The organism is Streptomyces sp. NPDC050619 (assembly GCF_040654815.1).
Classification (GTDB): Bacteria; Actinomycetota; Actinomycetes; order Streptomycetales; family Streptomycetaceae; genus Streptomyces.
In genome coordinates this window covers 142,843-167,675 of the sequence record NZ_JBFAIR010000007.1, presented here as the reverse complement: position 1 = coordinate 167,675, position 24,833 = coordinate 142,843, and the positions used below count along the sequence as shown (strand labels likewise).

General features: G+C 72.4%; 26 protein-coding genes and 1 tRNA gene. 19 read left to right on the top strand and 8 right to left on the bottom strand.

Annotation, left to right across the window (positions count from 1 at the left end; translation table 11 throughout):
* Nucleotides 1–124: 124 nt before the first annotated feature.
* Nucleotides 125–198: transfer RNA gene (locus AB0I77_RS14665), tRNA-Pro, on the bottom strand.
* 141 nt (nt 199–339) lie between these two features.
* Here AB0I77_RS14665 and AB0I77_RS14660 point away from each other — a divergent pair.
* The 3 genes from AB0I77_RS14660 to AB0I77_RS14650 all read left to right on the top strand — a co-directional run bounded on the left by AB0I77_RS14660 (nt 340) and on the right by AB0I77_RS14650 (nt 3,938).
* A complete protein-coding gene (locus tag AB0I77_RS14660; protein WP_363282897.1) occupies nt 340–867 on the top strand; it encodes a DUF309 domain-containing protein in 528 nt (175 codons plus the stop codon).
* Nucleotides 868–1,011: 144 nt separating this feature from the next.
* On the top strand, nt 1,012–1,782 hold the full coding sequence (gene cobF, locus AB0I77_RS14655) for a precorrin-6A synthase (deacetylating) (RefSeq protein WP_363282896.1): 771 nt from the start codon (nt 1,012–1,014) through the stop codon (nt 1,780–1,782).
* Nucleotides 1,783–1,856: 74 nt separating this feature from the next.
* Nucleotides 1,857–3,938, top strand: a complete 2,082-nt coding sequence (locus tag AB0I77_RS14650; protein WP_363282895.1) for an MDR family MFS transporter — start codon at nt 1,857–1,859, stop codon at nt 3,936–3,938.
* A 128-nt stretch (nt 3,939–4,066) separates the two neighbouring features.
* Here AB0I77_RS14650 and AB0I77_RS14645 read toward each other — a convergent pair whose 3' ends face one another.
* Together AB0I77_RS14645 and AB0I77_RS14640 are read right to left on the bottom strand one after the other, a co-directional pair.
* On the bottom strand, nt 4,067–4,813 hold the full coding sequence (locus AB0I77_RS14645; RefSeq protein ID WP_363282894.1) for a cobalt-precorrin-6A reductase: 747 nt from the start codon (nt 4,811–4,813) through the stop codon (nt 4,067–4,069).
* A 622-nt stretch (nt 4,814–5,435) separates the two neighbouring features.
* Complete coding sequence (locus tag AB0I77_RS14640) at nt 5,436–6,209, bottom strand: sulfite exporter TauE/SafE family protein (RefSeq protein ID WP_363282893.1); 774 nt, start codon at nt 6,207–6,209, stop codon at nt 5,436–5,438.
* Between the two features lie 211 nt (nt 6,210–6,420).
* Between AB0I77_RS14640 and AB0I77_RS14635 the strand changes: the two genes are divergently transcribed.
* From AB0I77_RS14635 to AB0I77_RS14615, 5 genes are all read left to right on the top strand, one after another.
* Nucleotides 6,421–7,230, top strand: a complete 810-nt coding sequence (locus tag AB0I77_RS14635; protein WP_363282892.1) for a lysophospholipase — start codon at nt 6,421–6,423, stop codon at nt 7,228–7,230.
* 65 nt (nt 7,231–7,295) lie between these two features.
* Nucleotides 7,296–7,553 (top strand): WhiB family transcriptional regulator, encoded by a 258-nt coding sequence (locus AB0I77_RS14630; protein WP_363282988.1) that lies wholly within the window; start codon nt 7,296–7,298, stop codon nt 7,551–7,553.
* Entirely contained in the window at nt 7,550–8,029 is a 480-nt protein-coding gene (locus tag AB0I77_RS14625; protein WP_363282891.1) for a DNA starvation/stationary phase protection protein, read from the top strand. Before AB0I77_RS14630 ends, AB0I77_RS14625 begins: the two co-directional genes overlap by 4 nt.
* A gap of 42 nt (nt 8,030–8,071) precedes the next feature.
* The gene (locus AB0I77_RS14620; RefSeq protein WP_363282890.1) at nt 8,072–8,404 is read left to right on the top strand and encodes a DUF3140 domain-containing protein; all 333 of its coding nucleotides are present in this window, start codon (nt 8,072–8,074) and stop codon (nt 8,402–8,404) included.
* A gap of 48 nt (nt 8,405–8,452) precedes the next feature.
* Complete coding sequence (locus AB0I77_RS14615; RefSeq protein ID WP_363282987.1) at nt 8,453–9,112, top strand: endonuclease; 660 nt, start codon at nt 8,453–8,455, stop codon at nt 9,110–9,112.
* 20 nt (nt 9,113–9,132) lie between these two features.
* Here the strand turns inward: AB0I77_RS14615 and AB0I77_RS14610 are convergent, their stop codons facing one another.
* The 3 genes from AB0I77_RS14610 to AB0I77_RS14600 all read right to left on the bottom strand — a co-directional run bounded on the left by AB0I77_RS14610 (nt 9,133) and on the right by AB0I77_RS14600 (nt 11,096).
* Nucleotides 9,133–9,420 carry a hypothetical protein gene (locus tag AB0I77_RS14610; RefSeq protein ID WP_363282889.1) on the bottom strand — a complete coding sequence of 96 codons (288 nt, stop codon included), beginning with the start codon at nt 9,418–9,420 and terminating at the stop codon, nt 9,133–9,135.
* A gap of 330 nt (nt 9,421–9,750) precedes the next feature.
* The gene (locus AB0I77_RS14605) at nt 9,751–10,965 is read right to left on the bottom strand and encodes a sensor histidine kinase (protein WP_363282888.1); all 1,215 of its coding nucleotides are present in this window, start codon (nt 10,963–10,965) and stop codon (nt 9,751–9,753) included.
* A gap of 5 nt (nt 10,966–10,970) precedes the next feature.
* Nucleotides 10,971–11,096 (bottom strand): hypothetical protein, encoded by a 126-nt coding sequence (locus AB0I77_RS14600; RefSeq protein ID WP_363282887.1) that lies wholly within the window; start codon nt 11,094–11,096, stop codon nt 10,971–10,973.
* Between the two features lie 29 nt (nt 11,097–11,125).
* Between AB0I77_RS14600 and AB0I77_RS14595 the strand changes: the two genes are divergently transcribed.
* The 9 genes from AB0I77_RS14595 (at nt 11,126) to AB0I77_RS14555 (ending at nt 20,332) form a co-directional block, all read left to right on the top strand.
* Entirely contained in the window at nt 11,126–11,497 is a 372-nt protein-coding gene (locus AB0I77_RS14595; protein ID WP_363282886.1) for a DUF4333 domain-containing protein, read from the top strand.
* Between the two features lie 78 nt (nt 11,498–11,575).
* Nucleotides 11,576–12,259 carry an ABC transporter ATP-binding protein gene (locus AB0I77_RS14590; RefSeq protein WP_363282885.1) on the top strand — a complete coding sequence of 228 codons (684 nt, stop codon included), beginning with the start codon at nt 11,576–11,578 and terminating at the stop codon, nt 12,257–12,259.
* A 66-nt stretch (nt 12,260–12,325) separates the two neighbouring features.
* Nucleotides 12,326–14,344, top strand: coding sequence for an FtsX-like permease family protein (locus AB0I77_RS14585; RefSeq protein ID WP_363282884.1), 2,019 nt, complete (start codon nt 12,326–12,328; stop codon nt 14,342–14,344).
* A 224-nt stretch (nt 14,345–14,568) separates the two neighbouring features.
* Nucleotides 14,569–15,264, top strand: coding sequence for a response regulator transcription factor (locus tag AB0I77_RS14580; protein WP_363282883.1), 696 nt, complete (start codon nt 14,569–14,571; stop codon nt 15,262–15,264).
* 118 nt (nt 15,265–15,382) lie between these two features.
* The gene (locus tag AB0I77_RS14575) at nt 15,383–16,258 is read left to right on the top strand and encodes a hypothetical protein (RefSeq protein ID WP_363282882.1); all 876 of its coding nucleotides are present in this window, start codon (nt 15,383–15,385) and stop codon (nt 16,256–16,258) included.
* Between the two features lie 133 nt (nt 16,259–16,391).
* Entirely contained in the window at nt 16,392–17,204 is an 813-nt protein-coding gene (locus tag AB0I77_RS14570) for an SAM-dependent methyltransferase (RefSeq protein ID WP_363282881.1), read from the top strand.
* Between the two features lie 40 nt (nt 17,205–17,244).
* Complete coding sequence (locus AB0I77_RS14565; protein ID WP_363282880.1) at nt 17,245–18,645, top strand: glutamine synthetase family protein; 1,401 nt, start codon at nt 17,245–17,247, stop codon at nt 18,643–18,645.
* Between the two features lies 1 nt (nt 18,646).
* Nucleotides 18,647–19,780, top strand: a complete 1,134-nt coding sequence (locus AB0I77_RS14560; protein WP_363282879.1) for an amidohydrolase family protein — start codon at nt 18,647–18,649, stop codon at nt 19,778–19,780.
* 15 nt (nt 19,781–19,795) lie between these two features.
* On the top strand, nt 19,796–20,332 hold the full coding sequence (locus AB0I77_RS14555) for an NUDIX hydrolase family protein (protein WP_363282878.1): 537 nt from the start codon (nt 19,796–19,798) through the stop codon (nt 20,330–20,332).
* 55 nt (nt 20,333–20,387) lie between these two features.
* Here AB0I77_RS14555 and AB0I77_RS14550 read toward each other — a convergent pair whose 3' ends face one another.
* Nucleotides 20,388–20,750: a DUF952 domain-containing protein gene (locus AB0I77_RS14550; protein WP_363282877.1), complete on the bottom strand. Its 363-nt coding sequence runs from the start codon at nt 20,748–20,750 to the stop codon at nt 20,388–20,390.
* A complete protein-coding gene (locus AB0I77_RS14545) occupies nt 20,747–21,916 on the bottom strand; it encodes an Lrp/AsnC family transcriptional regulator (RefSeq protein ID WP_363282876.1) in 1,170 nt (389 codons plus the stop codon). Before AB0I77_RS14545 ends, AB0I77_RS14550 begins: the two co-directional genes overlap by 4 nt.
* A 47-nt stretch (nt 21,917–21,963) precedes the next feature.
* Between AB0I77_RS14545 and AB0I77_RS14540 the strand changes: the two genes are divergently transcribed.
* Nucleotides 21,964–23,253 carry an amidohydrolase family protein gene (locus AB0I77_RS14540; RefSeq protein ID WP_363282875.1) on the top strand — a complete coding sequence of 430 codons (1,290 nt, stop codon included), beginning with the start codon at nt 21,964–21,966 and terminating at the stop codon, nt 23,251–23,253.
* Complete coding sequence (locus tag AB0I77_RS14535; RefSeq protein ID WP_363282874.1) at nt 23,253–24,827, top strand: AbgT family transporter; 1,575 nt, start codon at nt 23,253–23,255, stop codon at nt 24,825–24,827. The genes AB0I77_RS14540 and AB0I77_RS14535 overlap by 1 nt, the downstream gene beginning before the upstream one ends.
* The last annotated feature ends 6 nt before the right edge of the window (nt 24,828–24,833 follow it).

Here is a 24,833-nt window from a genome sequence, read left to right as displayed (position 1 = left end):
AGGTCCGGGCCGTGGGAGCGATGGGAGCACGGGGACCGGAAGAGGGCTCCCAATCGGCGCCCGAACACACAGCAGGGGCCGTCCGAAGACGGCCCCTGAACTGCGACAATGCGGAATTCCGCTGTCGGGACGACAGGATTTGAACCTGCGACCCCTTGACCCCCAGTCAAGTGCGCTACCAAGCTGCGCCACGTCCCGATGCGCTGCCCGCGGTGAGCCGCGTGATCGCGCGAACAGCACTTTACCCCACGTCGGGGGCCTGTCCGAAGACGGGGACAGGGACAGGGGGAATCGACGGGGCGGGCGCGGTGCCGCTACCGGGCGCGGGACAATCGGCGTATGGGCAGCACATCCTCAGGACGGCAGGCCGACGCGCGGGACCGGGACGACGAGGGGCGGGCGCGCAACGCCCGGCCGCGGGACGGGCTCGGGCGGCCGCTGCCGTACGGCTCGGAAGGCGTCGCCCGGCAGCCCGAGGGCGTGGTCCGGGCCCCGGAGGCGAGCGTCGCCGAGGCCCAGGAACTGCTGGACGCGGGGAAGCCGTTCCACGCGCACGAGGTCTTCGAGGACGCCTGGAAGTCGGGCCCCGACGAGGAGCGGCAGCTGTGGCGAGGGCTCGCCCAGCTCGCCGTGGGGCTCACCCACGCGGCCCGGGGAAACGTCACGGGCGGTGCCCGGCTGTTGCGGCGGGGCGCCGGGGCCGTGGCGGAGTGGGCGTCGGCGACCGGGCGGCAACGGCCGTACGGCATGGACCTCACGGGAGTCACCGCCTGGGCGCTGGAGCTGGCGGCGGCCGTGGAGCAGGACGGCGAGAGCATCGACGCGGGGGCCCGGGCGCCACGGCTCCGGGGACCGGAGGCGTCGTAAGGCAGGGCAGGGTGCGCCGTAACGCGGCGCACGGGACGTCGTAACCCGGCGCGCGCGACGTCGCAGGCACCGAACCCCCGCCGCCCCCTCCCCTCCCCCGGACGCGATGCACGCGCTGTCAGTGGTGTACGGCAGACTCAGGGCGTGCGAAAGATTCAGGTCATCGGTATCGGCGCGGGCGACCCCGACCAGCTCACCCTTCAGGCGGTCAGGGCCCTGCGCGGCACGGACGTGTTCTTTGTCCTGGACAAGGGCGAGGTGAAGGCGGACCTCGTTCAGCTGCGTCGGGACATGCTCGACGCGCATGTGCCGGAGGGGACGTACCGCGTCGTCGAGGCGCGCGACCCGGAGCGTGACCGGGGCGCCGGCGGTGCCGCGTACTCCCCGGCCGTCGGGGACTGGCGCAGCGCCCGGGCCGACATCTACGCCGGGCTGATCGCCGAGGAGCTGGGCGAGGACGAGAGCGGCGCGTTCCTGGTGTGGGGGGATCCCGCGCTGTACGACAGCACGATCGGGATCCTGGACGAGATCCTCGACCGGGGCACGGTGGCCTTCACGTACGACGTCGTGCCGGGCATCAGCAGTGTCTCGGCGCTCGTCGCCCGGCACCGGACCGGGCTGAACCGGGTCGCCCGGCCCGTCCAGATCACCACCGGCCGGCGCCTCGCCGAGGGCTTCCCCGAGGGCGTGGACGACGTGGTCGTGATGCTCGACGCCCACCAGACCTTCCGGCAGTACGCCGACCAGGACATCGACATCTACTGGGGTGCCTATATAGGCACTCCGGACGAGATCCTCGCCGCCGGCCCGATCGCCGAGACCGCGCCCCGCATCGAGCGGCTGCGCGCCGAGGCCCGTGCGCGCAAGGGCTGGATCATGGACACGTATCTGCTGCGCCGGCATCGGCAGGAGTGAGGCACGGGTCGCCCGGGCACTCGTGCGGCCCGTCCCCGCACGCGGGAGCAGCCCACCGGTGTGAAGGTGACCTCGTGACAGTCGTGGAGGAAACCGCACTGCCCACCGCAGTGCAGCCTCCTGTACTGGACAAGCGTCGCCGCAACGTCGTCTTCGTGACGATCATGCTGGGGATGCTGCTCGCGGCCCTCGACCAGACCATCGTCGGCACGGCCCTGCCGACGATCGTGTCGGACCTGGGCGGTGCCGCGCACATGTCGTGGGTGGTCACCGCCTACCTCCTCGCGGAGACCGTCGCGACAGTCCTGGTCGGCAAGTTCGGCGATCTGTTCGGCCGCAAGGTGGTCTTCCAGGTCTCGGCGATCGTGTTCATCACGGGCTCGTTCCTGTGCGGTCTGGCCTCCAACATGACGCTGCTGATCGCCTGGCGGGCCATGCAGGGCATCGGGGCGGGCGGTCTGATGGTGACGGCGATGGCGCTGATCGCCGATGTGATCCCGCTGCGGGAGCGCGGCAAGTACCAGGGCGCGATCGGGGCGGTGTTCGGGGTGGCCACGGTCATCGGGCCGCTGCTGGGCGGGCTGTTCACCGATCATCTGTCCTGGCGCTGGGCGTTCTACATCAACGTCCCCATCGCGATCCTGGTCGTCATCGCGGCGGCCCGCACCATCCCGGTCGTCAAGTCGGCCTCCCGGCCCGTCATCGACTATCTGGGCATCGCGTTCATCGCGATCGGCGCCAGCGCGCTGATCCTGGCGACCAGTTGGGGCGGCAACGAGTACGCGTGGGGTTCGGGCCTCATCATCGGCCTGTTCGTGGGCGGTACGGTCGCTCTCGGCCTGTTCTGCTGGGTGGAGACCCGGGCGGCCGAACCGATGCTGCCGATGCGGCTGTTCGCCAGTCCGGTCTTCACCGTCTGCTCGATCCTCAGCTTCATCGTCGGTTTCGCGATGCTGGGCGCGATGACGTACCTGCCGACCTATCTCCAGTACGTCGACGGCGACTCGGCCACGGTGTCCGGTGTGCGCACTCTGCCGATGGTGCTCGGCCTGCTCATCGCGTCGGTCTTCAGCGGCAACGTGGTCAGCAAGACGGGGCAGTACCGGTTCTTCCCGATCGTCGGCGCGCTGGTGATGGGCGTCGGCCTGTATCTGATGTCCCTGATGGGGCCGTCCAGCGGTGCCTGGCTGGAGTCGCTGTACATGTTCGTGCTCGGCACCGGCATCGGGCTGTGCATGCAGGTGCTGACCATCGCCGTGCAGAACACCGTCGAATACGCCGACCTCGGCACCGCGACGTCCGGCGTCACCTTCTTCCGTACGCTGGGCAGTTCCTTCGGCACCGCCGTCTTCGGCACGATCTACACCAACTCCCTCGCGCCCAACCTCGAGGACGGGATCGCGACGGCGGCGCAGTCGGGCGGCGTGGACGCGGCCACCGTCACCAGGGCGGCCACCAGTCCGGAGGGCCTGCACCAGTTGCCGTCGGACATGGCCGCGCCAATCATCGACGCCTACGCCGACACGATCCAGACCGTCTTCCTGTGGACCGTGCCGGTCGCGGCCCTCGGGTTCCTGGTCGCCCTGTTCCTCAAGCAGGTCGAGCTGCGCGACAGCGCGCGAATGAGCTCCACCGACATGGGCGAGGGGTTCGCGACGCCGACCCGTCCGGATTCGCAGCGGGTGCTCGAAGCCTCCGTCGGGAAGATCATCGTCGGCACGGACCTGGACACCGCGCGCCGGATCATGGCGGACTCGGACACCCGGCTCGACATCGCCGGTGCCTGGGCGGTGATGCAGGTCGAGTTGTTCACCAGGATGGTCGGCCACGCGAGCCTCGGGCTGATCGCGGCCCGCCGCCATATGCCGCCGGAGGCGCTGCTGCCGGTCTTCGACCGCATGGTGGACGAGGGTTATCTGACCCGCCACGGCTCCTTCCTCTCCCACACGGAGGCGGGCGCCCGCGAGGCCCGGGTCATGACCGAGGCGTGGGCGGCCTGGCTGGAGGACCGGGTGGAGCAGGACATCGGCCGCCCCTCGGGCACCGACCTGCGCGCGGCGGTGGACACGATCGCCAAGCGCCTGCTGGTCGAGGACATGAGCCACGGCCTGCCCAGCGGGGCGGCGGAGCCGGCGACCGTGGGTGCGCCGAGCTGACATCAGCGGGGCTGGCATCCGTGGGGCTGACATCTGCAGGGCTGACATCTGCGGGGGGGCGCGCGACGAGGCGCCGCACGCCGTCGACCGCATCCGCATCCCCATCCGCATCCCCATCCGCACCTCGGTCACGGCGAGTTGAGGCTCAGCCACGCCACGGCCCCGGCCACGTCGGGCACGACGGTCACGCCCTCCGGCAGGGGCGGCCGTCCTACGACCACGACCGGCAGCCGTAGTGCGCGGGCGGCCGCGAGCTTGGCCGCCGTCGCCTCTCCCCCGCTGTCCTTGGTCACCAGTACGTCGATGCAGTGGTCGTACAGCAGCGCCGACTCGTCGGCCACCGTGAACGGCCCGCGGGCCAGGAGCACTTCGGTGTGCGGCGGCATCGGCGGCTCGGGCAGCTCGACCGACCGTACGACGAAGTGCAGGTCCGTCAGGTACGCGAAGGCGGCCAGGCCCAGACGCCCCGTGGTGAGGAGCACGCGCCTGCCGAGCTCGGGCAGCAGGTCCGCGGCCGTGCTCAGGGACGTGACCGGGTGCCAGCGGTCCTCGGGGCCGGGCCGCCAGGACGGGCGGCGCAGCACCACCGCGGGGACGCCGGTCGCCGCCGCGGCCCGGGCCGCGTTCGCCGTGATCGACTCGGCGAAGGGGTGCGTGGCGTCGACGAGCGCGTCCACCCGCTGCTCACGCAGCCAGCCGGCCAGCCCGTCCGCCCCGCCGAAGCCCCCGACCCGTACCTCTCCCGCGACCGGTCCCGGCCTCGCCACTCGCCCCGCGAGGGAGGTGGTGACCCGCAGACCGGGGCGCGCCGTGAGCGCGGCGCCCAGTTCGCGGGCCTCGGTGGTGCCGCCGAGGATCAGGACGTGGGGGGCCATGGCGACGAGCGTACGAGGTGCGCGGCGGGGGGTGGGTGCAGGGTGCGTGCGGAGTGTGGGGGCGGGGTGCGGGGCGTGGGACACGGGGCGCCGGATGCCGGGCGCGGGGAACGGGGTGCCGGGCGCGGGGAACGGGGTGCCGGGCGCGGGGAACGGGGTGCCGGGCGCGGGGAACGGGGTGCCGGGCGCCGGATGCCGGGATGCGGGGCGCCGAGCGCCGAGTACCGGGCGCCGAGTACCGCGCGCCGAATGCCGGGCGCGGGACGCCGAGCGCCGGGCGCCGGATGCCGGGCGCCGGACGCCGAGTACCGGGCGCCGAATGCCGGGATGCGGGATGCGGGGCGCTGGATACGGGACGCCGGGCGCGGAGCGCGGGGCGCCGAGTACCGAGCGCCGGGCGCGGACGCGGGACGCGGGACGCGGGACGCGGGACGCGGGGAACGGGGTGCCGGGCGCTGGGTGCGGGACGCCAGACGCCAGACGCCAGACGCCAGACGCGGGGAACGAGGCGCCGACCGCGGGACGCCAGACACCGGGCACCGGACACCGGGCACCGGGCACCGGGCACCGGGCACCGGGCACCGGGCACTTAACAACGCTCGTGATCAATACAGCTAGGGCCCTAGCGCAGGAGTAGTTGGAGGCCGCCGACCACGGTCGCCGCGATCACCAACTGCTCGAACAACCGCTGGTTGATCCTGTTCACGGCCCATTTGCCGAGGAACGCCCCGGGCACGACGAACGCCACGAGCGCGGCGTCGAGGAGCAGCGAATGGCCGTCGATCAGGCCGAGGCCGACGCTGAAGGGAACCTTGGACACGTTGACGATCAGGAAGAAGAAGGCGGAGGTGCCGAGGAAGCCGAGTTTCCGGAAGCCCGCGGAGAGGAGATACATCGACATCACCGGTCCGCCCGCGTTGGCGACCATGGTGGTGAAGCCGCCGAGGACGCCGTACGAGCGGGCCTTGACGCGGCCCGCCCGGCTGGTGACCGAGTCCGGCTCCTCCTCCGTTTCGGCCTTGCGGCGACGCCACACCGTGACCCCGGCCATCAGCAGCAGGATGCCGCCGATCGACGTCCGTACGATCTCGTCGTCCGCCCACACCAGGAACAGCGTGCCGGCCACCACGCCCACGGCGACCGCCGGGAACAGCCGCCACAGCGTGGGCCAGTGGGCGTGCCGCCGGTAGGTGAGCACCGCGAGCACGTCCCCGGCGATCAGGATCGGCAGCAGGACGCCGGTGGAGGCGCGGGCGGGCAGCACGGCGGCGAAGATCGCCAGGCTGACCGTGTTGGCCCCGCTCACGGCGGTCTTCGAGAAGCCGACGAGCAGGGCGGCGAAGGCGAGGGCGGCGAACTCCCAGCCGGAGATGTGCCAGAGGGTCATCGTGTTCATGCGGACACTGATGCTATGTGCAGGTAACCGGTGGGCGTAAGGAGCGTCTCGCCAGTTGGCCAGTGTCCATGTGACCGTCGGCCGTAGACCTGCTGCCGGCTCCTTGAGAAGATCCCCCGGGAAGACCGGGGAGACCGGGAAGACCGGCAAGCATGCAAGCCCCGCAAGCCCCGCAAGCCTGGGTAGCCGCACCGACACAGCCGGAGGACACATGGCCGACTCCCGTGAGCACGCCCTGCCCGGAACACGGGGTCCGATCACCGCGCGGGAGTGGCCGGGCGAGCGGCCTCGGTACGTCGCCCTCCTCCTCCACGGATACGGCGAACACGTCGGCCGGTACGAGGAACTGGCCGGCGTGCTGGTGGGGCACGGCGCGGCCGTGTTCGGGCCCGATCACCTCGGGCACGGGAGGTCGGCCGGCGAGCGGGTACTGATCGAGGACTTCGAGGACGTCGTCACCGATGTGCGCACTGTGGCCGAACTGGCCGAGGCCGCACACCCGGGCCTGCCGGTCGTCATGGTCGGGCACTCCATGGGCGGCCTGATCGCGGCCCGCTACGCCCAGCGGTACGGCGGCACTCTCGCCGCGCTGGTGCTGTCGGGGCCGGTGATCGGCGCGTGGGAGCTGCCGGGCCGGCTGCTCGCCCTCGACGAGATCCCGGACACCCCGATCAGCCCGGCCTCGCTCTCCCGTGACCCGGAGGTCGCGGCGGCGTACGCGGCGGATCCGCTGGTGTGGCACGGGCCGATGAAGCGGCCGACGGTGGAGTCGTTCGCGCGCACCCTGGAGACCGTGTCCAAGGCGGGTGACGTGGGCCGGCTCCCGCTGCTGTGGCTGCACGGCGCCGAGGACCGGCTGGTGCCGCTCGCCGGGAGCCGGATCGGCATCGAGGAGCTGAACGGCGGAGAGCTGACCGAGCGGACGTACCCGGGCGCCCGGCACGAGGTGTTCAACGAGACGAACAAAGCGCGGGTCTTCGCGGATGTGACCCGCTTCCTGGACGGTGTGCTCCCCGGCTGAACCATCGCGCGCGAGGCGTCCGAGGGTGGTGTTTGCACCAGTTCGCCCTGGGCACCCGCGCCGTCATGGAGTGGTTGCGCCGTGCTGCCTGTGCCGGAGAAGACCCCGAGTTGTTCTTCCCCGTGAGCACGTCCGGACCGGCGCTGCGGGACATCGCGGCCGCCAAGCGCGTATGTGCCCGCTGCCCGGTGATCACCCCGTGTCTGACGTTCGCGCTGAGCAACGGGCAGACCTCGGGCGTGTGGGGCGGAACTCATGAGGAGGAACGCGACGCACTGCTCCGTACGGCCAGAAACGACGCCAGGAGGAGGAGCACCGTATGACTGTCGTGAAGAGCACGCTTCCGGAATCGGCCCGTCAGGTCACCGGGGACGCGCTGCAGGGCACTCTGGTGGATCTTCTGGGGCTGTCCCTGACCGGGAAGCAGGCGCACTGGAACATCGTGGGGCCGCGCTTCCGGTCGATCCACTTCCAGCTCGACGAGGTGGTCTCGGCGGCACGCGAGTTCTCCGACACGGTCGCGGAGCGCGCCGCGGCGCTCGGCATACCGCCCGACGGCCGCCCGGAGACCATCGCGTCGCAGTTCACCTTGCCCGGCCCGAAGGACGGCTGGGTGCGGGACACGGAGGCCGTCGAGGTGATGGTCGAGGCCCTGGAGGCGGCCATCGGGCGGCTGCGCGAGCGCATCGACGCGACCGAGAAGGCCGACCTGGTCACCCAGGACCTGCTGCTCTCCATCACCGCCGAGCTGGAGAAGCAGCGCTGGATGTTCGACGCGGAGAACTGGCCGAAGGGCTGACCTCGGCCCGGTCCTGGCACACACGCACGGAAGGGGCACTCGATGACCGACGCCCTCGAACTCGACGCGCTGTGGGAGGACTTCCACCGCGTGGTGAACATGACCTCGCAGGAGCTGGCCGCCTGGCTGCGGGTCCGCGACGCCGACGAGGACACGGAGGCGCTGCCGGATCAGGCGGGCAGCCCCACGGGGCAGCACGTCCTGGCGATCCTTCAGAAGCGGCGCACGGACCTCACCGACGACGACATCCGCGTGATGTACAAGGTCGTGGACACGGTGACCGCGCAGACGGACGTGGAGAACGAACCGGATGCCGAGGAGACGCGTCGGCGCCACCGGCTGATGACCCTCGGCCACGACCCGCTCAAGCCATGAACAAGCCCACATGAACAAGCGCCCATGGACAAGCTCATGAACAAGCGCATGAACAAGGGCAAGGACAAGCAGGAGCGCACGCTGCGCGAACTGACGAGTGCGCACGGGCAGACGTTCGCCGAGGAGGCGGGCATCACGCTGAAGGACACCCCACAGCCCCTGTACCGGCTGCTGGTCCTGGCGGTCCTGCTCAGCGCCCGCATCCGCGGCTCCGTCGCCGTCGCCACCGCCCGTGCCCTGCACGAGGCGGGGCTGCGCGATCCGCGTCGCATGGCCGAGGCGGACTGGCAGGAGCGGGTGGACGCGCTGGGCCGCGGCGGCTACCGGCGCTACGACGAACGTACCGCCACCCAACTCGGCGACGGCGCCGAGCTGTTGACCGAGCGGTGGGGCGGTGATCTGCGGCGCCTGCGGAAGGAGGCGGACGGCAAGGTCTCCGAACTGCGCCGCCTGCTCCAGGAGGTGCCGGGGCTCGGCCCGTCCGGAGCCGACATCTTCCTGCGCGAGGTCCAGCGGGTGTGGCCGGAAGCGGCGCCGTACCTGGACGACAAGGCGCTGTCGGGCGCGGAACGCCTCGGCCTGCCGAAGGACCCGGAGCGGATCGTCAAGCTCGCCGGGAACGCCGAACCGGCCGTGCTCGCCGCCGCATTGGTGCGAGCGTCCCTGGACAAACAGGTGGCCGAAGACAGTCTCCGCCACGCCGCTTGATCGTTCCAGACCTACCAGGCCTACCAGACCACCCGCCGCTGCGCGGCCGTCAGCGGCGCGAGTGCCTTGCGCCAGGCGCCGGCCCCCTGCCCCAGCCAGCCGTTGATCGCGTCCCGATGCGCGTCGGCGATGCTGACGATCTTCCGGCGGAGGCCCGCCTCCTCCTCCCGGCGCTCCAGGATCCCCGTGTCACCGTAGAGATCGGCACCGACGACGGCCGCGTGGAGCGGTTCGCGGCCCGGCCCCTCGACGGCGAGGAGCGCGACCGCCTCTACCGGGCACAGTGCGAGCGGGAGCCCGCCCTTCACGGCCTACCAGGAGGCCACCACCCGCGTGATCCCGTGATCGAGCTGCGCCGGCCCGACCTCGCCGCCCCGGAACGCACCCGGGCCATCGGCGAGTTCCTGTTACGCGTCCACGACGAGAACGGCGCCTTCACCGACTTCGAGCGGCAGTTCCCCGAACTCGCCCCGGCCGTCGCCCGGTTGCGCCAGGAGCACCGGACTGTGGCGCGGTCGTCGCCGGTATCGAAGCGCTCGTCGCGGACCTCACCTCCGAAACCGCCGCCGGTGAAGCCGTGCGCCTCGCCTCCGGTCGGACATCGGGCGTCTGGCCACAGACGTGGAAGCCCACTTCGCCTACGAAGAGGCGGAGTTGCTGCCGACCTTGCTCGGCCGCGCGGGCTGATCCCGTCCCCGCTCCCCCGGGAACACCGCACGGACCTCCCAGCCCTGTCCGCCAAGCGGCCCGGCGTGCAGGTCACCGTCCAGCGCGGTCACCCGTTCCTTCAGTCCGACGAGGCCGAAGCCGCCGCCGTGCGCGGCGTCCGGCAGCTGGCTGCCGCCCCGGCCGTCGTCCGCCACCGACACCTCCAGGCGGCCCGCTTCGTACCGCAGCCGGACGGTGACCCGCGTGGCGTCGCCCGCGTGACGTCGTACGTTGGTCAGCGCCTCCTGGACGACCCGGAAGGCCGCCGCCTGCACCTCGTGCGGGAGGTCGTCGGGCACCGCGGGGTCGCGGAGCAGGGCGACCTTCTGGATCGGGCTCGCGAAGCCGTCGGTCAGGTCGGCGATGCCCGCCAGATCGCCCACCGGACGGCGGTCGACGGCGTCGGGGCCGGTGTCGCGCAGTACGCCGACCGTGCGCCGCATCGACGCCAGCGCCTCGGTCGCGGCGCGCTCGATGCCGGCCAGGACGGGGTCGATTTCGTCGGTCCGGTCGTCGGCCATCATGCGGGCCACCTGGGTCTGGACGAGGATCCCGGTGACGTGGTGGGCGACGAAGTCGTGCAGGTCGGCGGCGATGGCCAGGCGTTCGGAGCGGCGGGTCTCGCTGATCGTGGCCATGCGTCGGTAGTCCACTGACCGCAGGTACCCGGCGAGCCCGCTGATGAGGCCGGTCAGCAGGAGGCCCACCACCATGGCGGCGAGGGCGTCGTCGTCCTTGAGCGAGGGGGTGTAACGCAGCGGCAGGGCGAGGAGGGCCAGGCCGTCCAGGATCCCGCAGGCGGCGGCCCAGGGCCGCGGGCAGTGCCGTACGGCGACGAAGAGCAGGGACAGCAGGATCGCGGCCTCACCCGGGCGGAACAGCAACGCCTCGTCGGTGACGAGCGCGGCCGTGGTGAACAGCACCGACAGGAGGGCGGGCACGCCGGTGCGCAGCTGCGGGGTGAGCCACCGTGGCCGACGGCGGGCCGGCCACAGTACGGCGGCCAGGCCGACCAGCAGCACCACAGCCGGGGGCCAGAGGTTCTGACCGTGGTCGCCCGCGATGCTCAGGTCGTAGGCCACGGCGCTGAGCAGGACACCCACGACGAGGCCCCGTGCGCAGCCCAGGCCGGAAACGGATTTCATGCGGCTCACCGTATGGCCAGGCGCTGGGCGGCGGGATCGGCCGAACGGTCGAGGAGCCCCGAGGCGAGCCCGGTGGTCCTGGCCTTATGGCCGAGGCGCGGGCCGGCGGGCGCGGGCGAGGCTGAGGCCACTTCCTCCTCCCAGCCATCAGGAGCACGCGATGCAACGCAGCAGATTCGTCATCGGCCTGGTCGGGGGTGCCACCGCGGTGGTCGCCCTCGGCGCACTCGGCACCCATCTGGTCGCCGGCACCGAGTCCACCACCGGACTCGACGAGCACACCACAGTGAGCGTCGGCGGCCACAAGGCCCTGGCGCCCGATCTCGTCGCGGGCCGGACCCAGAGCAAGTTCCACCCCCTGCCCTGGCTCGGCGAGAAGGTCTCCGACGTCTCCTGCCCGACGGGCCTGAAGGCCGTCGCCGGAGCCAGCATCACGTGCACCGGCAGGACGAGCGACGGCAAGGACGTGTCGATCCCCGTCCGCGTGGTCAGCGCCACCGCCTCGTCGGTGACCTGGAAGTTCGAGCGCTGAGCAGCGCTGCGAAGCCCAGAGACGCCCAGAGACGCCCTGAGACGCTGAGAAGCGCTGAGACAAGGACCACGGCACCTCATGAACACCGTTCTGGCCGGTCACGGCCTCGTGAAGAAGTACGGCTCCACCACCGCGCTGGCCGGCGTGGACGTCCGGGTCGGCCCGCGCGACTCGCTGGCGATCATGGGCCCGTCCGGGTCCGGCAAGTCCACGCTCCTGCACACCCTCGCCGGGATCATCCGGCCCGACGGCGGAGAGGTCCTGCTGCGCGGGGAGCGCATCGACAAGCTGGGCGAGAACAAGCTCAGCGCGCTGCGCCGGGCGCGCTTCGGGTTCGTCTTCCAGTCCGGTCAACTGCTGCCCGAGCTGCCCGCCGAGGAGAACATCGCCCTGCCGCTGATGCTGGAGGGCACACCGCGCAAGGAGGCCGTCGCACGCGCCCGCCGCTGGTTCGCGCCCCTCGGCCTCGACGGGCTGGAGAGGCGCCGCCCCGGCCAGCTGTCCGGCGGTCAGGCCCAGCGGGTGGCGATCGCCCGCGCCCTGGTCGTCGAACCCGACGTGGTCTTCGCCGACGAACCGACCGGCGCCCTGGACCAGGTCACCAGCACCGAGGTCGTGCGGCTGCTCACCTCCGTCACCCGTGAGCAGGGCGCCGCCCTGGTCATGGTCACGCACGACTCCGACGTCGCCGCCCACTGCGACCGGATCCTCCAGGTACGGGACGGCCGGATCAGCAACCACAGCCAGTACACGGTCACCTGACCCTGCATCACCTGGCTATCCATCACCTGATCTCTCGTCACCCGATCTTCATCAGCGGAGAATCCGATGCGTTCCTCTGTCCTGCCCCTGACCTGGCACCTCGCCCGGTCCTCCGGCCGCCGCGGCCTGCAGAGCCAGCTGCTGGCGGCCGGGGCCGCCGCCGTCGGCGCCTTCGTCATGCTGGTCATGATCGCCGCCACCCTCGGCTCCGGCACCCGCGCCGACCACACAACCTGGCGCACCCCCGACGCCGTACCGGCGAAACAGGCCACCGCCGTCCAGGCCCTCGCCACGACGTACGTCCGTCACGAACCCCTCACCGTCGTCTCCCTGGCCCAGCTGCCCGGCCGCGGAGCGACCCCCGCACCACCGGGCCTCGACGCCTTCCCCAAGAACGGCGAGGTGTACGTCTCCCCCGCCCTGGCCGAGCTGATGCGCGAACTCCCCGCGGGCCAACTGGCCCACCGCTTCCCGAAGGTGGCGTCCTACGGCACGATCGGCGCCGCCGCTCTCGCCTCTCCCGACGAACTGGTCGCGGTGGTGGGCCGGGCGCCGACCGACCCGGCGGTCTCTGCGGCGGCCGACGGCACAATCGACTGGTTCGACGACGGGCAGACCGCGCGTGCCGGGATCTCCGGGTTCTCCGGAACGCGGGCGCTCCTGCTCACCGCCTCGGACAAGGGAACGGCGCTGCTGGGTGTGGTGCTGCTGGCGATGCCCGTGGTCGTGCTGGCCTCGGCGGCCGGGCGGCTCGGCGCGGCCCGGCGCGAGCAGCGGCTGGCCGCGCTGCGGCTGGCGGGGGCCACGCCGAGGCAGATCCTCGCCATGACCGCCGTCGAGGCGGCGGTGGTCGGCGCGGCCGGTGCCCTGGCGGGCGCGCTCGCGTACGTGGCGCTGCTGCCGGCCCTGGCCGAGGTCCCGTACGGCGTCGGCGGCTGGTACACCGGTCAGCTGTGGGTGGGCCTGCCGTGGTTCGCGGCGGTGGTGGCGGGGGTCACCGTACTCCTCACCGTCAGCGCGATGTCGATGCTGCGCCAGGTGGCGACCTCGCCGCTGGGCGTCGCCCAGGAGGCGAACCCGCGCCGCACGCGCTGGATCCGGTTCGCGCTGTTCGCGGCGGCGCTGCTCTACATCTGGCAGTCCGCGGGCGGCGGCCGGCTGTCGTCGCGGCAGGCGCTCGTCCTGCTGGGACTTTTCTACGGCACGTTCTGGCTGTTCGGGCCGTGGGTCGTGGACCGGCTGGGCCGGGTCGCGGGCCGCTTCGCGCGCCGCCCGGCGACCCTGCTGGCCGCACGCCGGCTCAGCGACGACCCGCGCGGCGCCTGGCGCACGGTCAGCGGCCTGGTGCTCGCCGGGTTCGTGGCCGGATTCTTCTCGGTCAGCCAGCTGGGCAGCCTGGACGGCGTGGACTACCGCGGCCAGGTCGCGGTGGTCACCGCGAACGCCGCCGACGCCCGGCACGCCGCCACCGAGGCCCGAACGCTGCTCGACCGCGCGGGCGTCGCCGCCACCGTCACCACCGGCAGGGAGGACGACTACAGCAGCCTGCTGGGCGGCAACCCGGGTGTGATCGCCCGCGTTTCGGGCGGTACGGAGCGGATCGACACCGCTGTCACCGTGCTCACCGCCATCGCACCGGGCACGCCTCCGTACACCGAGGACTACGCCACGGCGAGCGACCGCACGATCATCGACCGCGTCTCCGACGTCAGCACCGCCACGCTGGCCCTGAGCTTCGTCGTGGCGACCGCATCCGCCGGCCTCACCGCGGCGGCGAACGTCCTGGACCGGCGGCGCGTCTACGGCCTGCTGCGGCTGGCCGGCACCCCGCTGCGGGTGCTGAACCGGGCCCGGGTCCGCGAGACGGTCCTGCCCCTGGTCGTCCTGGCCGGCGGCACCACCGCGATGGGCGTCTACGGCTCCTACCAGCTCAACAAGGCGGCCGGCGTCACGATCAACACCACCGGCGCCCTGCAACTGGCCGCCTGCGTGGTCGTCGGCGCGCTGGCGATGCTCGCCGCGATCGCCGCCAGCAGGCCACTGCTGCGGAGGGTGACGGCCGATCCGGCCCAGACCACGGACTGACGACGGACGGGTCCGGGCCAGGCCAGGCCGCGACGGACGACCGATCCGCCCAGACCACGACCGACGACCGAACCCGGCCCAGACCACGACCGACGACCGACCGTGCGGCCTGCCACGAACGCCGGCGGCCCGCCAGGCACGTCTGCGTCCCGCCAGGCACGTCGGCGGGACCACACACGCCGGCAGGCCCTCGCCCCTCCCCCTGCCTGAGGCATGATCGAGCCATGACGAGCCCCACCCCGCCCGGCGCGCCCATCCGCGTCCTCATCGCCGACGACCAGGACATGGTCCGCACCGGTTTCCGCTTCTTCCTGGACGCGCAGCCGGACATCACCGTGGTCGCCGAGGCCGCCGACGGGGAGGAGGCGGTGACCCTGGCCCGCAGGGTGCGGCCGGACGTGTGCCTGCTGGACATCCGGATGCCGAAGCTGGACGGGCTGGAGGCCACCCGGCTGCTGGCGGGGCCCGAGGTCGCCGACCCGATGCGGGTGGTCGTGGTCACCACCTTCGACCTCGACGAGTACGTGTACGGGGCGCTGCGCGGCGGCGCGTGCGGGTTCCTGCTCAAGGACGCGGGGCCGACCCTCCTCGCGGAGGCGGTGCGCGCGGCGGCGGCCGGTGATTCGCTGGTCTCGCCCTCGGTCACCGTCCGCCTGCTCAAGCACGTCACCCAGGCCCCGCAGCCGGTCGCCCCCGCCCGCCGGGCACCGCTCAGCGAACCCCTCACCGACCGCGAGCTCGACGTGGTCCGGCTGGTCGCGCTCGGCCGCACCAACGCCGAGATCGCGGCCGAGCTGTACGTCTCCCTGTCCACGGTCAAGACGCACCTGTCCAGCGTCCAGCTCAAGCTGGCGGCGCGGAACCGGGTGGAGATCGCGGCCTGGGCGTGGCAGAACGGGCTTGCGGGGCCGGCTTCCTGACGGGCACGGGGGGCGCGTGAACGTACCGCTCACCCGAACAGGCCCGTGCGCTGGTGCGCCGCGGAGGCCGATGGTGCGCTGAGGGCACCGACCACCACATGCTCCGGAGGCCTCCGCGATGACCCCTCGTCCGTTCCGCCGTCCCGTCCGTCTCCTCGCCTCGGCCCTGGCCGCGGGCGCGCTGCTGACCACCGCGGCCTGCTCGGACGGCAGCGACGACGACGGCGGCGGCGGTTCCGGTGCCGCGGACGTCGCCGCGTCGCCGGTCGCGAAGGACTCCCGGGCCGCCTCCCCGCTCGCCGCGAAGCCGCCGTCCCAGTCGCCGACCCCCACGGCCCGCACCCTCCTCACCGAGGCCTCCGCACAGGCCGCCCTGATCACCGAGGCCGACATCGAGAACGACTGGACGAAGGTCGAGGACGCCGCGTCCTGGCGCGACAGCCTGCTCGTCGGGAAGGTGGACGTCGCCGACTTCCTCACCGCCAAGGCCGAAGCCGCCGACTGCCAGAAACTCCTCGACGCCCTCTACACCGAGGACCTGCTGGGCAAGCCGTCCGGGGCGTCCGCGCTCACCGGCTTCGAGCAGGACGACTCCCGCCTGCTCTACCAGGTCGCCGCCTACGACCGGGCCGCGCTCGACGACTCGCTCGCCCGGCTGAAGTCCCTGCCGGTCACCTGCGACCAGTTCACGACGATCGACTCCACGGGCGGCAAGCAGACGATCCAGGTGACCGAGGCCTCGCTGCCCGACGAGGGAGACGCCCGCCAGGGGCTGCACGTGACAGTGCGGGGCACGGCCGCCGGCGCGCCCGCCACGCTCACCCTGGACATCGCAGTCGTACGCCTCGGCACCGACGCCATCATCGTCACCGCCGGCGGTCTCGACGGGGGCGAGGCCGACTCCGTCGAGCAGGCCGTGCGGCAGGGCACCCAGCGGCTGGAGGACGTGCAGGCGGGCCGGACGCCCGCCGCGGACCCCACGGTGGTCGACTGACCTGTCTCCCTCTCCTCCACTCCCCCTCCCCTTCTCCCCTTTCCTCCCTTCCGCTCGGGCCGTTTCCGGGACAAGCTGATCATCGGACGACACAATGACGGCGACGGCCACCGGCGCGAGAAGGAGCACGACCGTGAGCGAGAGCCACACCCCGTCAGGCAGGTCGGCGAGGCTGAACACCGGTGTGGCGCACAACGCGCGCGTCTGGAACTACTGGATCGGCGGCAAGGACAACTACGAGGTCGACCAGCGGGTCGGCGAGCAGGTGGCCGGGATGTTCCCGATCATCCGGGAGATCGCCCGCGCGGACCGCTGGTTCCTGGGCCGGGCTGTGCAGTTCCTCGCCGGTGAGCAGGGGGTGCGGCAGTTCCTCGACATCGGCACCGGTCTGCCGACGGTGGACAACACCCATGAGATCGCCCAGCGGATCGCGCCCGAGTCGCGGATCGTCTACGTCGACAACGACCCCATCGTCCTGGTGCACGCCCGAACCCTGCTGACCAGCACCGCCGGGGGCGTCACCGACTACATCGACGCCGATGTGCACGACCCGGGCGCCATCCTCGAACGCGCCGAGCAGACCTTGGACTTCGGCAAGCCGATCGCGGTGATGATGCTGGGCATCCTCAACTTCGTCCTCGACACCGAGGAGGCGCGGGACATCGCGCGCCGGGTGATGGACGTGGTGCCCTCGGGCAGTTACCTGGCCCTGACCCATCCCACCTTCGACGCCGACCTCGGCGGCGAGGGCCAGATCCCGGCCATGAAGTTCTGGAACGAGAACGCCACGCCGCCGATCACCGCCCGCAGCCGCGAGGACATCGCCTCCTTCTTCGACGGACTTCAGCTCCTGGAGCCGGGTCTGGTGTCGTGTTCGCAGTGGCGTGCCGAGCCCGACTCTCCCGTCGCCGTACCGCAGTTCGGCGCGGTGGCCGTGAAACCCTGACACGGGCACCGACCCCACCGGGCCCGTCGAAGGAGGACGTATGACCACACTTGCCGACCCCGTTCCCGGCGGGCGTCCCGGGGACGTCGAGCGGGCCGCCGCACTCGCCGGGGAGCTGACCGGGCAGGGCGTGCAGGGCATCGTCCTCGCCTATGTGGACACCGCGGGCATCACCCGTGTGAAGACCGTCCCGACGGCCCGGCTCGCCTCGGCCGCGGCCTGGGGCGTCGGCATGTCCCCGGTGTTCGACACCTTCCTGGCCGACGACTCCATCGTCGCCACCGATGTGCTCGGCTCCCCGGACGGCGATCTGCGCCTCTACCCCGACCTGGACCACCTGGTCGTCCTGATCGGGCAACCCGGCTGGGCGTGGGCGCCGGTCGACCGGATCACGCAGGAGGGCGAGCCGCATCCGGGGTGCGGCCGCACCGTCCTGCGCCGGACCGTCGCGCAGGCCGCCGAGCGCCACGGCATCACCTTCAAGTCGGGCATCGAGATCGAGTGGTCCGTGGGGCAGGGTCCGTCCGGCGGTGACTTCGTGCCCGCCACGACCGGTCCGGCGTACAGCGCCACCCGGCAGGTCGAGCTCGGCGACTACACCGCCGACCTGCTGGCGGCGCTCGCGGCGCAGGGCGTCGAGGTCGAGCAGCTCCATCCCGAGTACGCGGCCGGGCAGTTCGAGGTCTCGGTGGGCGCGCTCGACCCGGTGGCGGCGGCCGACCGCAGTGTGCTGGTGCGGCAGACCGTCCGCGCGGTGGCGGGCCGCCACGGCCTCGCCGTCTCCTTCGCCCCGGCGGTCCTCGCCCAGGGTGTCGGCAACGGCGGCCACATCCACCTCTCCGCCTGGCGCGACGGCGCGAACCTGCACGCCGGCGGCACGGGCCGGTACGGCATGACGCAGGAGGCGGAGTCCTTCGCGGCGGGTGTGCTCGCCCACCTCCCGGCGCTGACGGCCGTGACGGCGCCGAGTCCGGCGAGCTATCTGCGGCTCAAACCCTCCCAGTGGGCCGGGGTGTTCACCGCCTGGGGCCGGGAGACCCGCGAGGCCGCGGTACGGGTGATCACCGGGACGGCGGGCCTGCGCGACCAGGTGGCGAACCTGGAGGTCAAGCCGGTCGACCTGGCCGCCAACCCGTACCTCGCGCTCGCCTGCCTGATCGCCGCCGGTCTGGACGGTGTGACGTCGTCGGTGCCGCTGCCCGAGGAGATCACCGGGGATCCGGCCCGGTTCGACGCGGAGGAGGCGGCGGCCCGGGGTGTCCGCCGGCTGCCGGTCTCGCTGGACGAGGCGGTCGAGGAGTTCCGCGCGGACGCCCGGCTGCGGGCCGCGCTCGGCCCGGTCCTCGCCGACGCGGTGATCGCCGTACGCGGCGGGGAGATCGCGTCCGTGGCCGGGCTGGACGACGAGCGGGTGGCGGCGGCGTACCGCTGGAAGTACTGAGATGAGCGCGGGCCCCGTCCACGAGACGCTCGCCGCCGTGCGGCTGGTCGACCACCACTGCCACGGGGTCGTGACGGCCGGCCTGGACCGTACGGCCTTCGAGTCACTCATCACCGAGGGCGAGGCCTGGCCGGGGATCTCCCCCTTCGACAGCCCTGTCGGCGTGGCCGTCCGCCGCCACTGCGCTCCCCTGCTGGACCTGCCGCGCCACGCGCCCGCCGAGGACTACGTGGCGCGGCGGACCGAGCTCGGCGCGCGCGAGGTGAACCGCCGGTTCCTCGCCGCCGCAGGCACCGATGTCTTCTGCGTCGACACCGGGTACGCCCCCGACCGCATCACCACCCCGCCGGAGCTGGCCGAGGCCGCCGACGGCACCGCCTACGAGGTCGTACGGCTGGAAAGCGTCGCCGAGACCGTGGCCGCCGCGGGAGTGGAGCCGGACGCGTACGCGGAAACGTTTCGCGCGGCGGCGGAGCAGGCCGTACGGCGGCCGGGTGTGGTGGCGGTGAAGTCGGTCGCCGCCTACCGCACCGGCTTCGACCTGGACCCGACCCGCCCCACGGACGCGGAGGTCACCGAGGCGGCCCGCCGCTGGCCGGCCGTCGGCGGCCGGCTGGCCGATCCGGTGCTCGTACGGCATCTGCTGTGGACGGCCGTGGACCTGGGGCTGCCCCTCCAGCTGCACACCGGCTTCGGCGACGCCGACATCCGCCTGCACCGAGTCGATCCCACCCACCTGACGGACTGGCTGCACCTGACCGCCGGCACGATTCCCGTGCTCCTGCTGCACTGCTGGCCCTACCAGCGCCAGGCCGCGTATCTGGCCGCCGTGTTCGAGCAGGTGTACCTCGATGTGGGGCTCGCCCTGCACTACGTCGGCCCCGCCCGGGCGCGGGCGGTCCTGGCGGAGGCGCTGGAGATCACCCCGTTCCGCAAACTGCTGTACAGCTCCGACGCCTACGCGGTGGCCGAGTTCTACCACCTGGGCGCGCTGGCCTTCCGGCAGGGCCTGGCCGGTCTGCTCCAGGAACGGGTGGATGCCGACGAGCTCAGCCTGCCGGACGCGCTGCGGATCGCCGCCTGGGCGGGGGCGGACAATGCCCGCCGGGTCTATCGCTTTCCCGCCATCTCCTGAAAGTATGATCTAGCAATGTCTGACATGACCGATACCACGCCCGGTTGGCTGAGCTCCGACGAGCTCGAAATGGCGCGCGCCCGCATGCCGATCCTGTACGTCGAGGCCGTGCCCGTGCGCGTCGACGACAGCGGCGAAGTCACCAGTGTCGGTGTGCTGCTGCGCATCGGCCCCGACGGAACGGTCAGCCGGGCCCTGGTGTCCGGCCGGGTGATGCACCACGAGCGCGTCCGGGACGCCCTCCTTCGCCACCTGGAGAAGGATCTCGGCCCGATGGCCCTACCCCAGGTACCGGCCTCTTTGCAGCCCTTCACCGTGGCCGAGTACTTCCCGACGCAGGGCATCACGCCGTTCCACGACCCGCGCCAGCACGCGGTGTCCCTCGCCTACGTCGTCCCCGTGACCGGCGACTGCCGCCCCCGGCAGGACGCCCTCGACCTCGTCTGGTTCAGCCCGCAGGAGGCCCTGTCCCCCGCGGTGCGGAGCGAGATGCCGGGCGGTCACGGGGTGCTGCTCCAGCAGGCGCTGGCGCATGTGGGCTACGTGATCTGAGGAGCGCGGAGGGCCGGACCCGCGACGAAGGTGACCCAGCCGGCCTCCTGAGCCGTCAGCCCGGGTCCGTCAGCCCTATGGCCCGGCCTTCCGCGTCCCACCGGACCTGAAGAACCCGCTCGACGGCATCGCGGTCTATGGGCCCGAACACATGAGGGAACAAGGCGCTCTCGGCGACCCCGGGCGGCGGGACGGGAACCGCCTTCTCCCGCTCCACCCGGGCGCCGAGCCGGCCCTCGTCGAGAAGCAGCGCCAGCAGCGGCCTCGGCGCGGACGGGTAGAAGGCGTTGACGACGGCGAGCGTGGTCTCCTCGTCCGGGGAACAGTGCACGAAGCCCTCCTCCGCGAGGGAAGCGGGGGCGTAGGGGCGGTCGGGTTCGGCGTTCCATGCGGCGAGCGGTACGACGTGATAGATCATGCCCCGGTTATACCTGCCGCCCCGACCGGGCCCCGGCCCCGCTCCCCCTGCGGCAGCCGGAGCGGCACCACTCCCGCACAGCGGCCGTCGTGGTCCAGCAGGCGCCCCATGTGCTTGACCGTACGCAGCACCACCGAGCGGTCGGCGACGGTGAGGCGCGGCAGCTTGCGGGACAGGTGGGCCTCGAAGGCGTGTACGTCGTGCAGGTCGCGCAGCCACACGTCGATCACCAGATTGTGCGGGCCGGCCGTGATCGCGCAGGAGCGGACCTCCCGCACCCCGGACAGCGCCCTGCTGGTCTCCGCCACGTACTGGCCCGGCACAGAGGCGAAGTACACGGCGGACAGGGGCCATCCCGACAGCGGCCGGGCCAGGTCGCAGCGCAGGCTCAGCCGGGTGGCGAGCAGCGACTGGAGTCTGCGGCGCACCGTGGTGAGGCTCGTGTCGCTGCCCGCCGACAGGTCGCGCAGCGACATGCGCCCGTCGGCGCTCAGCAGTTCCAGCAGCCGCGCGTCCAGGTCGTCCCAGCGGGCCTCGGCGGCGGGTGCGGGCAGGCCGGCCGGGGGAATGGCCGCCTCGACGCGCGCGCTCTGGAGTTCGTCCAGGCTGCGCAGCCGCCAGCGGCTGCCCTCGGTGGGCACGCCGGTCGACACGTGCGTACGCGTCGCGCGGACTCCCGGTGTCCGCTGGAACATCAGCGTGGTGACGCGGGCCAACTCGTCCAGGCTGCGGGCCTGTACGGCGGCCACCAGGTCGCGCCCGCCCGCCGTGAGCTTGATGTTCGCCACCGCCGGGTCCGCGGCGAAGGCCCGCGCCACGTCCTCGGCGACGCCCGGCTCTGTGTCCACCTCGACCACGCCGGTCACCACGATCCGCGTGTTGTCCAGCCGGGGATAGGCGGTCACCCAGGCCAGGCCCGCCTCCTGGAGCCGCTGCCAACGCCGGGCGACGGTGACCGGGTTGACCCCGAGCACGTCGCCGACGAGCGTCCACGGGGCCCTGGGGTGGATCTGGAGGGCGTGCACGAGGCCGCGATCGAGCTCGTCGAGTTCCACGGCGGCGCCCTCACCGGCATAATCCTGCGCGCCCTTGGACGGCACTTCTCTGCGCGCGCCCGGGGAATCCGGCGCGAAAGCTGCACCGTCACACGAGGTTTTCCCGCGCATTCCACACTCCCTTCCCTGTTGCCGACAACACAGGAGTGACCGCACCCATGACGGACGCCACGATGCCCGAGGCCACCCGGACCGCCCTGCGGGTCCACCACGCCCGGCTGATCGACGGCACGGGCTCGTCCCCCGTGGACGACGCTGTCGTCACCATCGATGCCCAGGGCATCATCACCTACGCCGGACCCGCCGCGACCGCGCCCCCGGTCACCGAGGACGACTCCTCGGTCCGTGTCGTCGACGCCGGCGGCCGGACCGTACTGCCCGGCTTCTTCGACTGCCACGTCCACCTCGCCTACGCGCACGGTTCGCCGCCCGGGCGGCGCGCGGAACTCGACCCGGTCCTGGTCACCTTCGACACGGCGGCGCGGCTGCGGCAGACCCTCGACGCCGGCATCACCACCGCCCGCGACCTGGGCGGACTGCCGGCGGGCTTCCGTACGGCCGTCGAGAGCGGACGGATCGTGGGCCCGCGCCTGCACACCGCCGTGCGGATCATCAGCCACACCGGCGGCCACGCCGACGTCCGTCTGCCCGACGGCACCGACCTCAGCGCCGGGATGTCGGAGATCGCCGACGACACGGACGCGGCCCGGCTCGCGGTGCGCCGGGTGCTGCGGGACGGCGCCGACCTGGTGAAGGTCTGCGCCACGGGCGGCATGGGCAGCCCCTACGACGACCCGGACGACGAGGGCCTGCTGGAGGAGGAGATCCGGGCCGTCGTGGACGAGGCCCGCCGCCACGGCGGCAAGCCGGTCGCCGCCCACGCCCAGGGCAACGCGGGCATCCTCAACGCGCTCCGCGGCGGCGTGACCAGCATCGAGCACGGATACGGCCTGGACGAGCGGGCGTTGGACCTGGCGGGCGAGCGGGGCGTCTTCGTCGTACCGACGCTGTCCACCGTCTACGCGGGCATCAACAAGGACACGATGGCGGACTACCACTACCAGAAGAAGGTCCGCTGGTCGGGCACCACCAAGGAGAACATCGCCCGGGCCATCGCGTACGGCGCCCGGATCGCGCTGGGCACCGACGCGGCCGTCGGCCCGCACGGCGTGAACCTGATGGAGCTCAGCTATCTGGTGGACCTGGGCATGGATCCCATGGCCGCCATCGTCGCCGGCACCCGCACGTCGGCCGAACTCCTCGGTGTCGCCGACCGGTTGGGCACCCTCACCCCGGGCCGCACCGCGGACCTGGTCGTCTGCGAGGGCGACCCGCTGAAGGACATCGGCGTCCTCGGCGATCCCGCGAACATCGTCTGCGTCGTCCAGGACGGCGTCGTACGCAAGGACCTGCCGTTTCCGGCGGCACCGGCCGGAAGGCGGCCCTGATGTCCTCACTGACCGAACTCCCCGCCCCGGACAGCGAGTCTCCCCACTCGGGCCGCCCGAGCGGCATCGACCGGGTGCTCTCGCTGATCGAGCGGGCGGGCAACGCGCTGCCGAACCCGATCGTCCTGTTCACCGCCCTGTTCGTGGTCCTCGCCGTCGTCTCCACCGCGCTCGCGGTCGCCGACGTGGACGTCACCGTTCCCGGCACGGACGACACGAAGCCCATCACCGGGCTGTTCACCGGCGAGGGCGTGCGCTGGCTGGCGGAGAACCTCGTCACCAACTTCGCCACGTTCCCGCCCATCGCCGCCGTACTGCTCATGATCATGGCGGTCGGGGTCGCGGAGAAGGCCGGGCTCCTGGAGAGCGTCATGCGGGCCACGCTGGCCCGCGCGCCGCGCGCGGTGCTGCCGTATCTGGTGGCGCTGATCGCCTGTCAGGCGCACATGATCAGCGACGTCGCGTCGATCGTGCTGCCGCCGCTGGCGGCCGTGGTCTTCAGGAGCGCCGGACGCCATCCGGTGGCCGGCCTCATCGGCGGCTTCGCGTGCGTCGGCGCGGGGTACGCGGCCGGGTTCACCATCGGCTCCCTGGACGCCCTGTACATCGGCATCACCCAGCAGGCGGCCGCGGTCCTGCCGGCCACCGCAGGACTCGATCTGAATCTGCTCGTCAACTACTTCTTCACCGCCTCCAGCAGTCTTGTGCTGGGGCTGCTGGGCGGTTTCCTCATCAGCCGCGTGCTCGAACCGCGCCTGGGCACGTACGAAGCCTCCGGGGACGACGAGCCCGCGGACCAGGACCTCACCCTCACACCGGTCCAGCGGCGCGGGCTGCTGCTCACCGGCCTGGTCGTCGTCCTCTACACGGGCGCGGTGCTGTCCCTGTGGCTGCCCGAGGGTGCCCCGCTGCGCGGCGAGGGCGGGGCGCTGGTGCCGTCCCCTCTGCTCACCGGCATCGTCCCGGTGCTGTTCGGCGCGTTCCTGCTGGCCGGGCTCACCTACGGCTTCACGGTCAAGGCGCTCGGCGGCTCGGAGGGCGTGGTCACGGCCATGTCCGACTCCGTGAAGAACATGTCGGGCTACATCGTGCTGATGTTCGTCGCCGCTCAGGTCATCGCGCTGTTCAACTGGTCCAACGTGGGGATCCTGCTCGCGGTGAAGGCCGCGGCGGGGCTCGGCTCCATCGGCCTGACCGGCTTCTGGGCGCTGGTCGCGTTCGTCCTCCTGACGGCCTGTCTCAACCTCTTCATCGTCTCCGGCTCCGCCCTGTGGTCCCTGGTCGGTCCGGTGTTCGTGCCCGCCTTCATGCTGCTCGGCATGAGCCCGGCCCTCAGCCAGGCCGCCTTCCGCATCGGTGACTCCGCGACCGGCATCATCACGCCGATGAACCCGTACGTCTTCCTGCTGCTGGCGATGGTGCGCCGGTACGAGCCCGAGGCACGGCTGGGCACGCTCATCGCCCGGCTGTCGATCTTCGTCGGGCCGTTCCTCGTGGTGTGGCTGGCGATCCTGGGGATCTTCTACGGCTTCGACCTGCCGCTCGGGCCCGGGGCGCACATCGGCCTGAAGTGAGGGATG

Excerpts from the sequence above, each read along its gene's own strand:
- AB0I77_RS14660 (WP_363282897.1), top strand. The coding sequence starts at position 340 with ATGGGCAGCACATCCTCAGGACGGCAGGCCGACGCGCGGGACCGGGAC.
- AB0I77_RS14645 (WP_363282894.1), bottom strand. The coding sequence starts at position 4,813 with ATGGCCCCCCACGTCCTGATCCTCGGCGGCACCACCGAGGCCCGCGAA.
- AB0I77_RS14640 (WP_363282893.1), bottom strand. The coding sequence starts at position 6,209 with ATGAACACGATGACCCTCTGGCACATCTCCGGCTGGGAGTTCGCCGCC.
- AB0I77_RS14635 (WP_363282892.1), top strand. The coding sequence starts at position 6,421 with ATGGCCGACTCCCGTGAGCACGCCCTGCCCGGAACACGGGGTCCGATC.
- AB0I77_RS14630 (WP_363282988.1), top strand. The coding sequence starts at position 7,296 with ATGGAGTGGTTGCGCCGTGCTGCCTGTGCCGGAGAAGACCCCGAGTTG.
- AB0I77_RS14625 (WP_363282891.1), top strand. The coding sequence starts at position 7,550 with ATGACTGTCGTGAAGAGCACGCTTCCGGAATCGGCCCGTCAGGTCACC.
- AB0I77_RS14620 (WP_363282890.1), top strand. The coding sequence starts at position 8,072 with ATGACCGACGCCCTCGAACTCGACGCGCTGTGGGAGGACTTCCACCGC.
- AB0I77_RS14615 (WP_363282987.1), top strand. The coding sequence starts at position 8,453 with ATGAACAAGGGCAAGGACAAGCAGGAGCGCACGCTGCGCGAACTGACG.
- AB0I77_RS14605 (WP_363282888.1), bottom strand. The coding sequence starts at position 10,965 with ATGAAATCCGTTTCCGGCCTGGGCTGCGCACGGGGCCTCGTCGTGGGT.
- AB0I77_RS14595 (WP_363282886.1), top strand. The coding sequence starts at position 11,126 with ATGCAACGCAGCAGATTCGTCATCGGCCTGGTCGGGGGTGCCACCGCG.
- AB0I77_RS14590 (WP_363282885.1), top strand. The coding sequence starts at position 11,576 with ATGAACACCGTTCTGGCCGGTCACGGCCTCGTGAAGAAGTACGGCTCC.
- AB0I77_RS14585 (WP_363282884.1), top strand. The coding sequence starts at position 12,326 with ATGCGTTCCTCTGTCCTGCCCCTGACCTGGCACCTCGCCCGGTCCTCC.
- AB0I77_RS14580 (WP_363282883.1), top strand. The coding sequence starts at position 14,569 with ATGACGAGCCCCACCCCGCCCGGCGCGCCCATCCGCGTCCTCATCGCC.
- AB0I77_RS14575 (WP_363282882.1), top strand. The coding sequence starts at position 15,383 with ATGACCCCTCGTCCGTTCCGCCGTCCCGTCCGTCTCCTCGCCTCGGCC.
- AB0I77_RS14565 (WP_363282880.1), top strand. The coding sequence starts at position 17,245 with ATGACCACACTTGCCGACCCCGTTCCCGGCGGGCGTCCCGGGGACGTC.
- AB0I77_RS14560 (WP_363282879.1), top strand. The coding sequence starts at position 18,647 with ATGAGCGCGGGCCCCGTCCACGAGACGCTCGCCGCCGTGCGGCTGGTC.
- AB0I77_RS14555 (WP_363282878.1), top strand. The coding sequence starts at position 19,796 with ATGTCTGACATGACCGATACCACGCCCGGTTGGCTGAGCTCCGACGAG.
- AB0I77_RS14550 (WP_363282877.1), bottom strand. The coding sequence starts at position 20,750 with ATGATCTATCACGTCGTACCGCTCGCCGCATGGAACGCCGAACCCGAC.
- AB0I77_RS14545 (WP_363282876.1), bottom strand. The coding sequence starts at position 21,916 with ATGCGCGGGAAAACCTCGTGTGACGGTGCAGCTTTCGCGCCGGATTCC.
- AB0I77_RS14540 (WP_363282875.1), top strand. The coding sequence starts at position 21,964 with ATGACGGACGCCACGATGCCCGAGGCCACCCGGACCGCCCTGCGGGTC.
- AB0I77_RS14535 (WP_363282874.1), top strand. The coding sequence starts at position 23,253 with ATGTCCTCACTGACCGAACTCCCCGCCCCGGACAGCGAGTCTCCCCAC.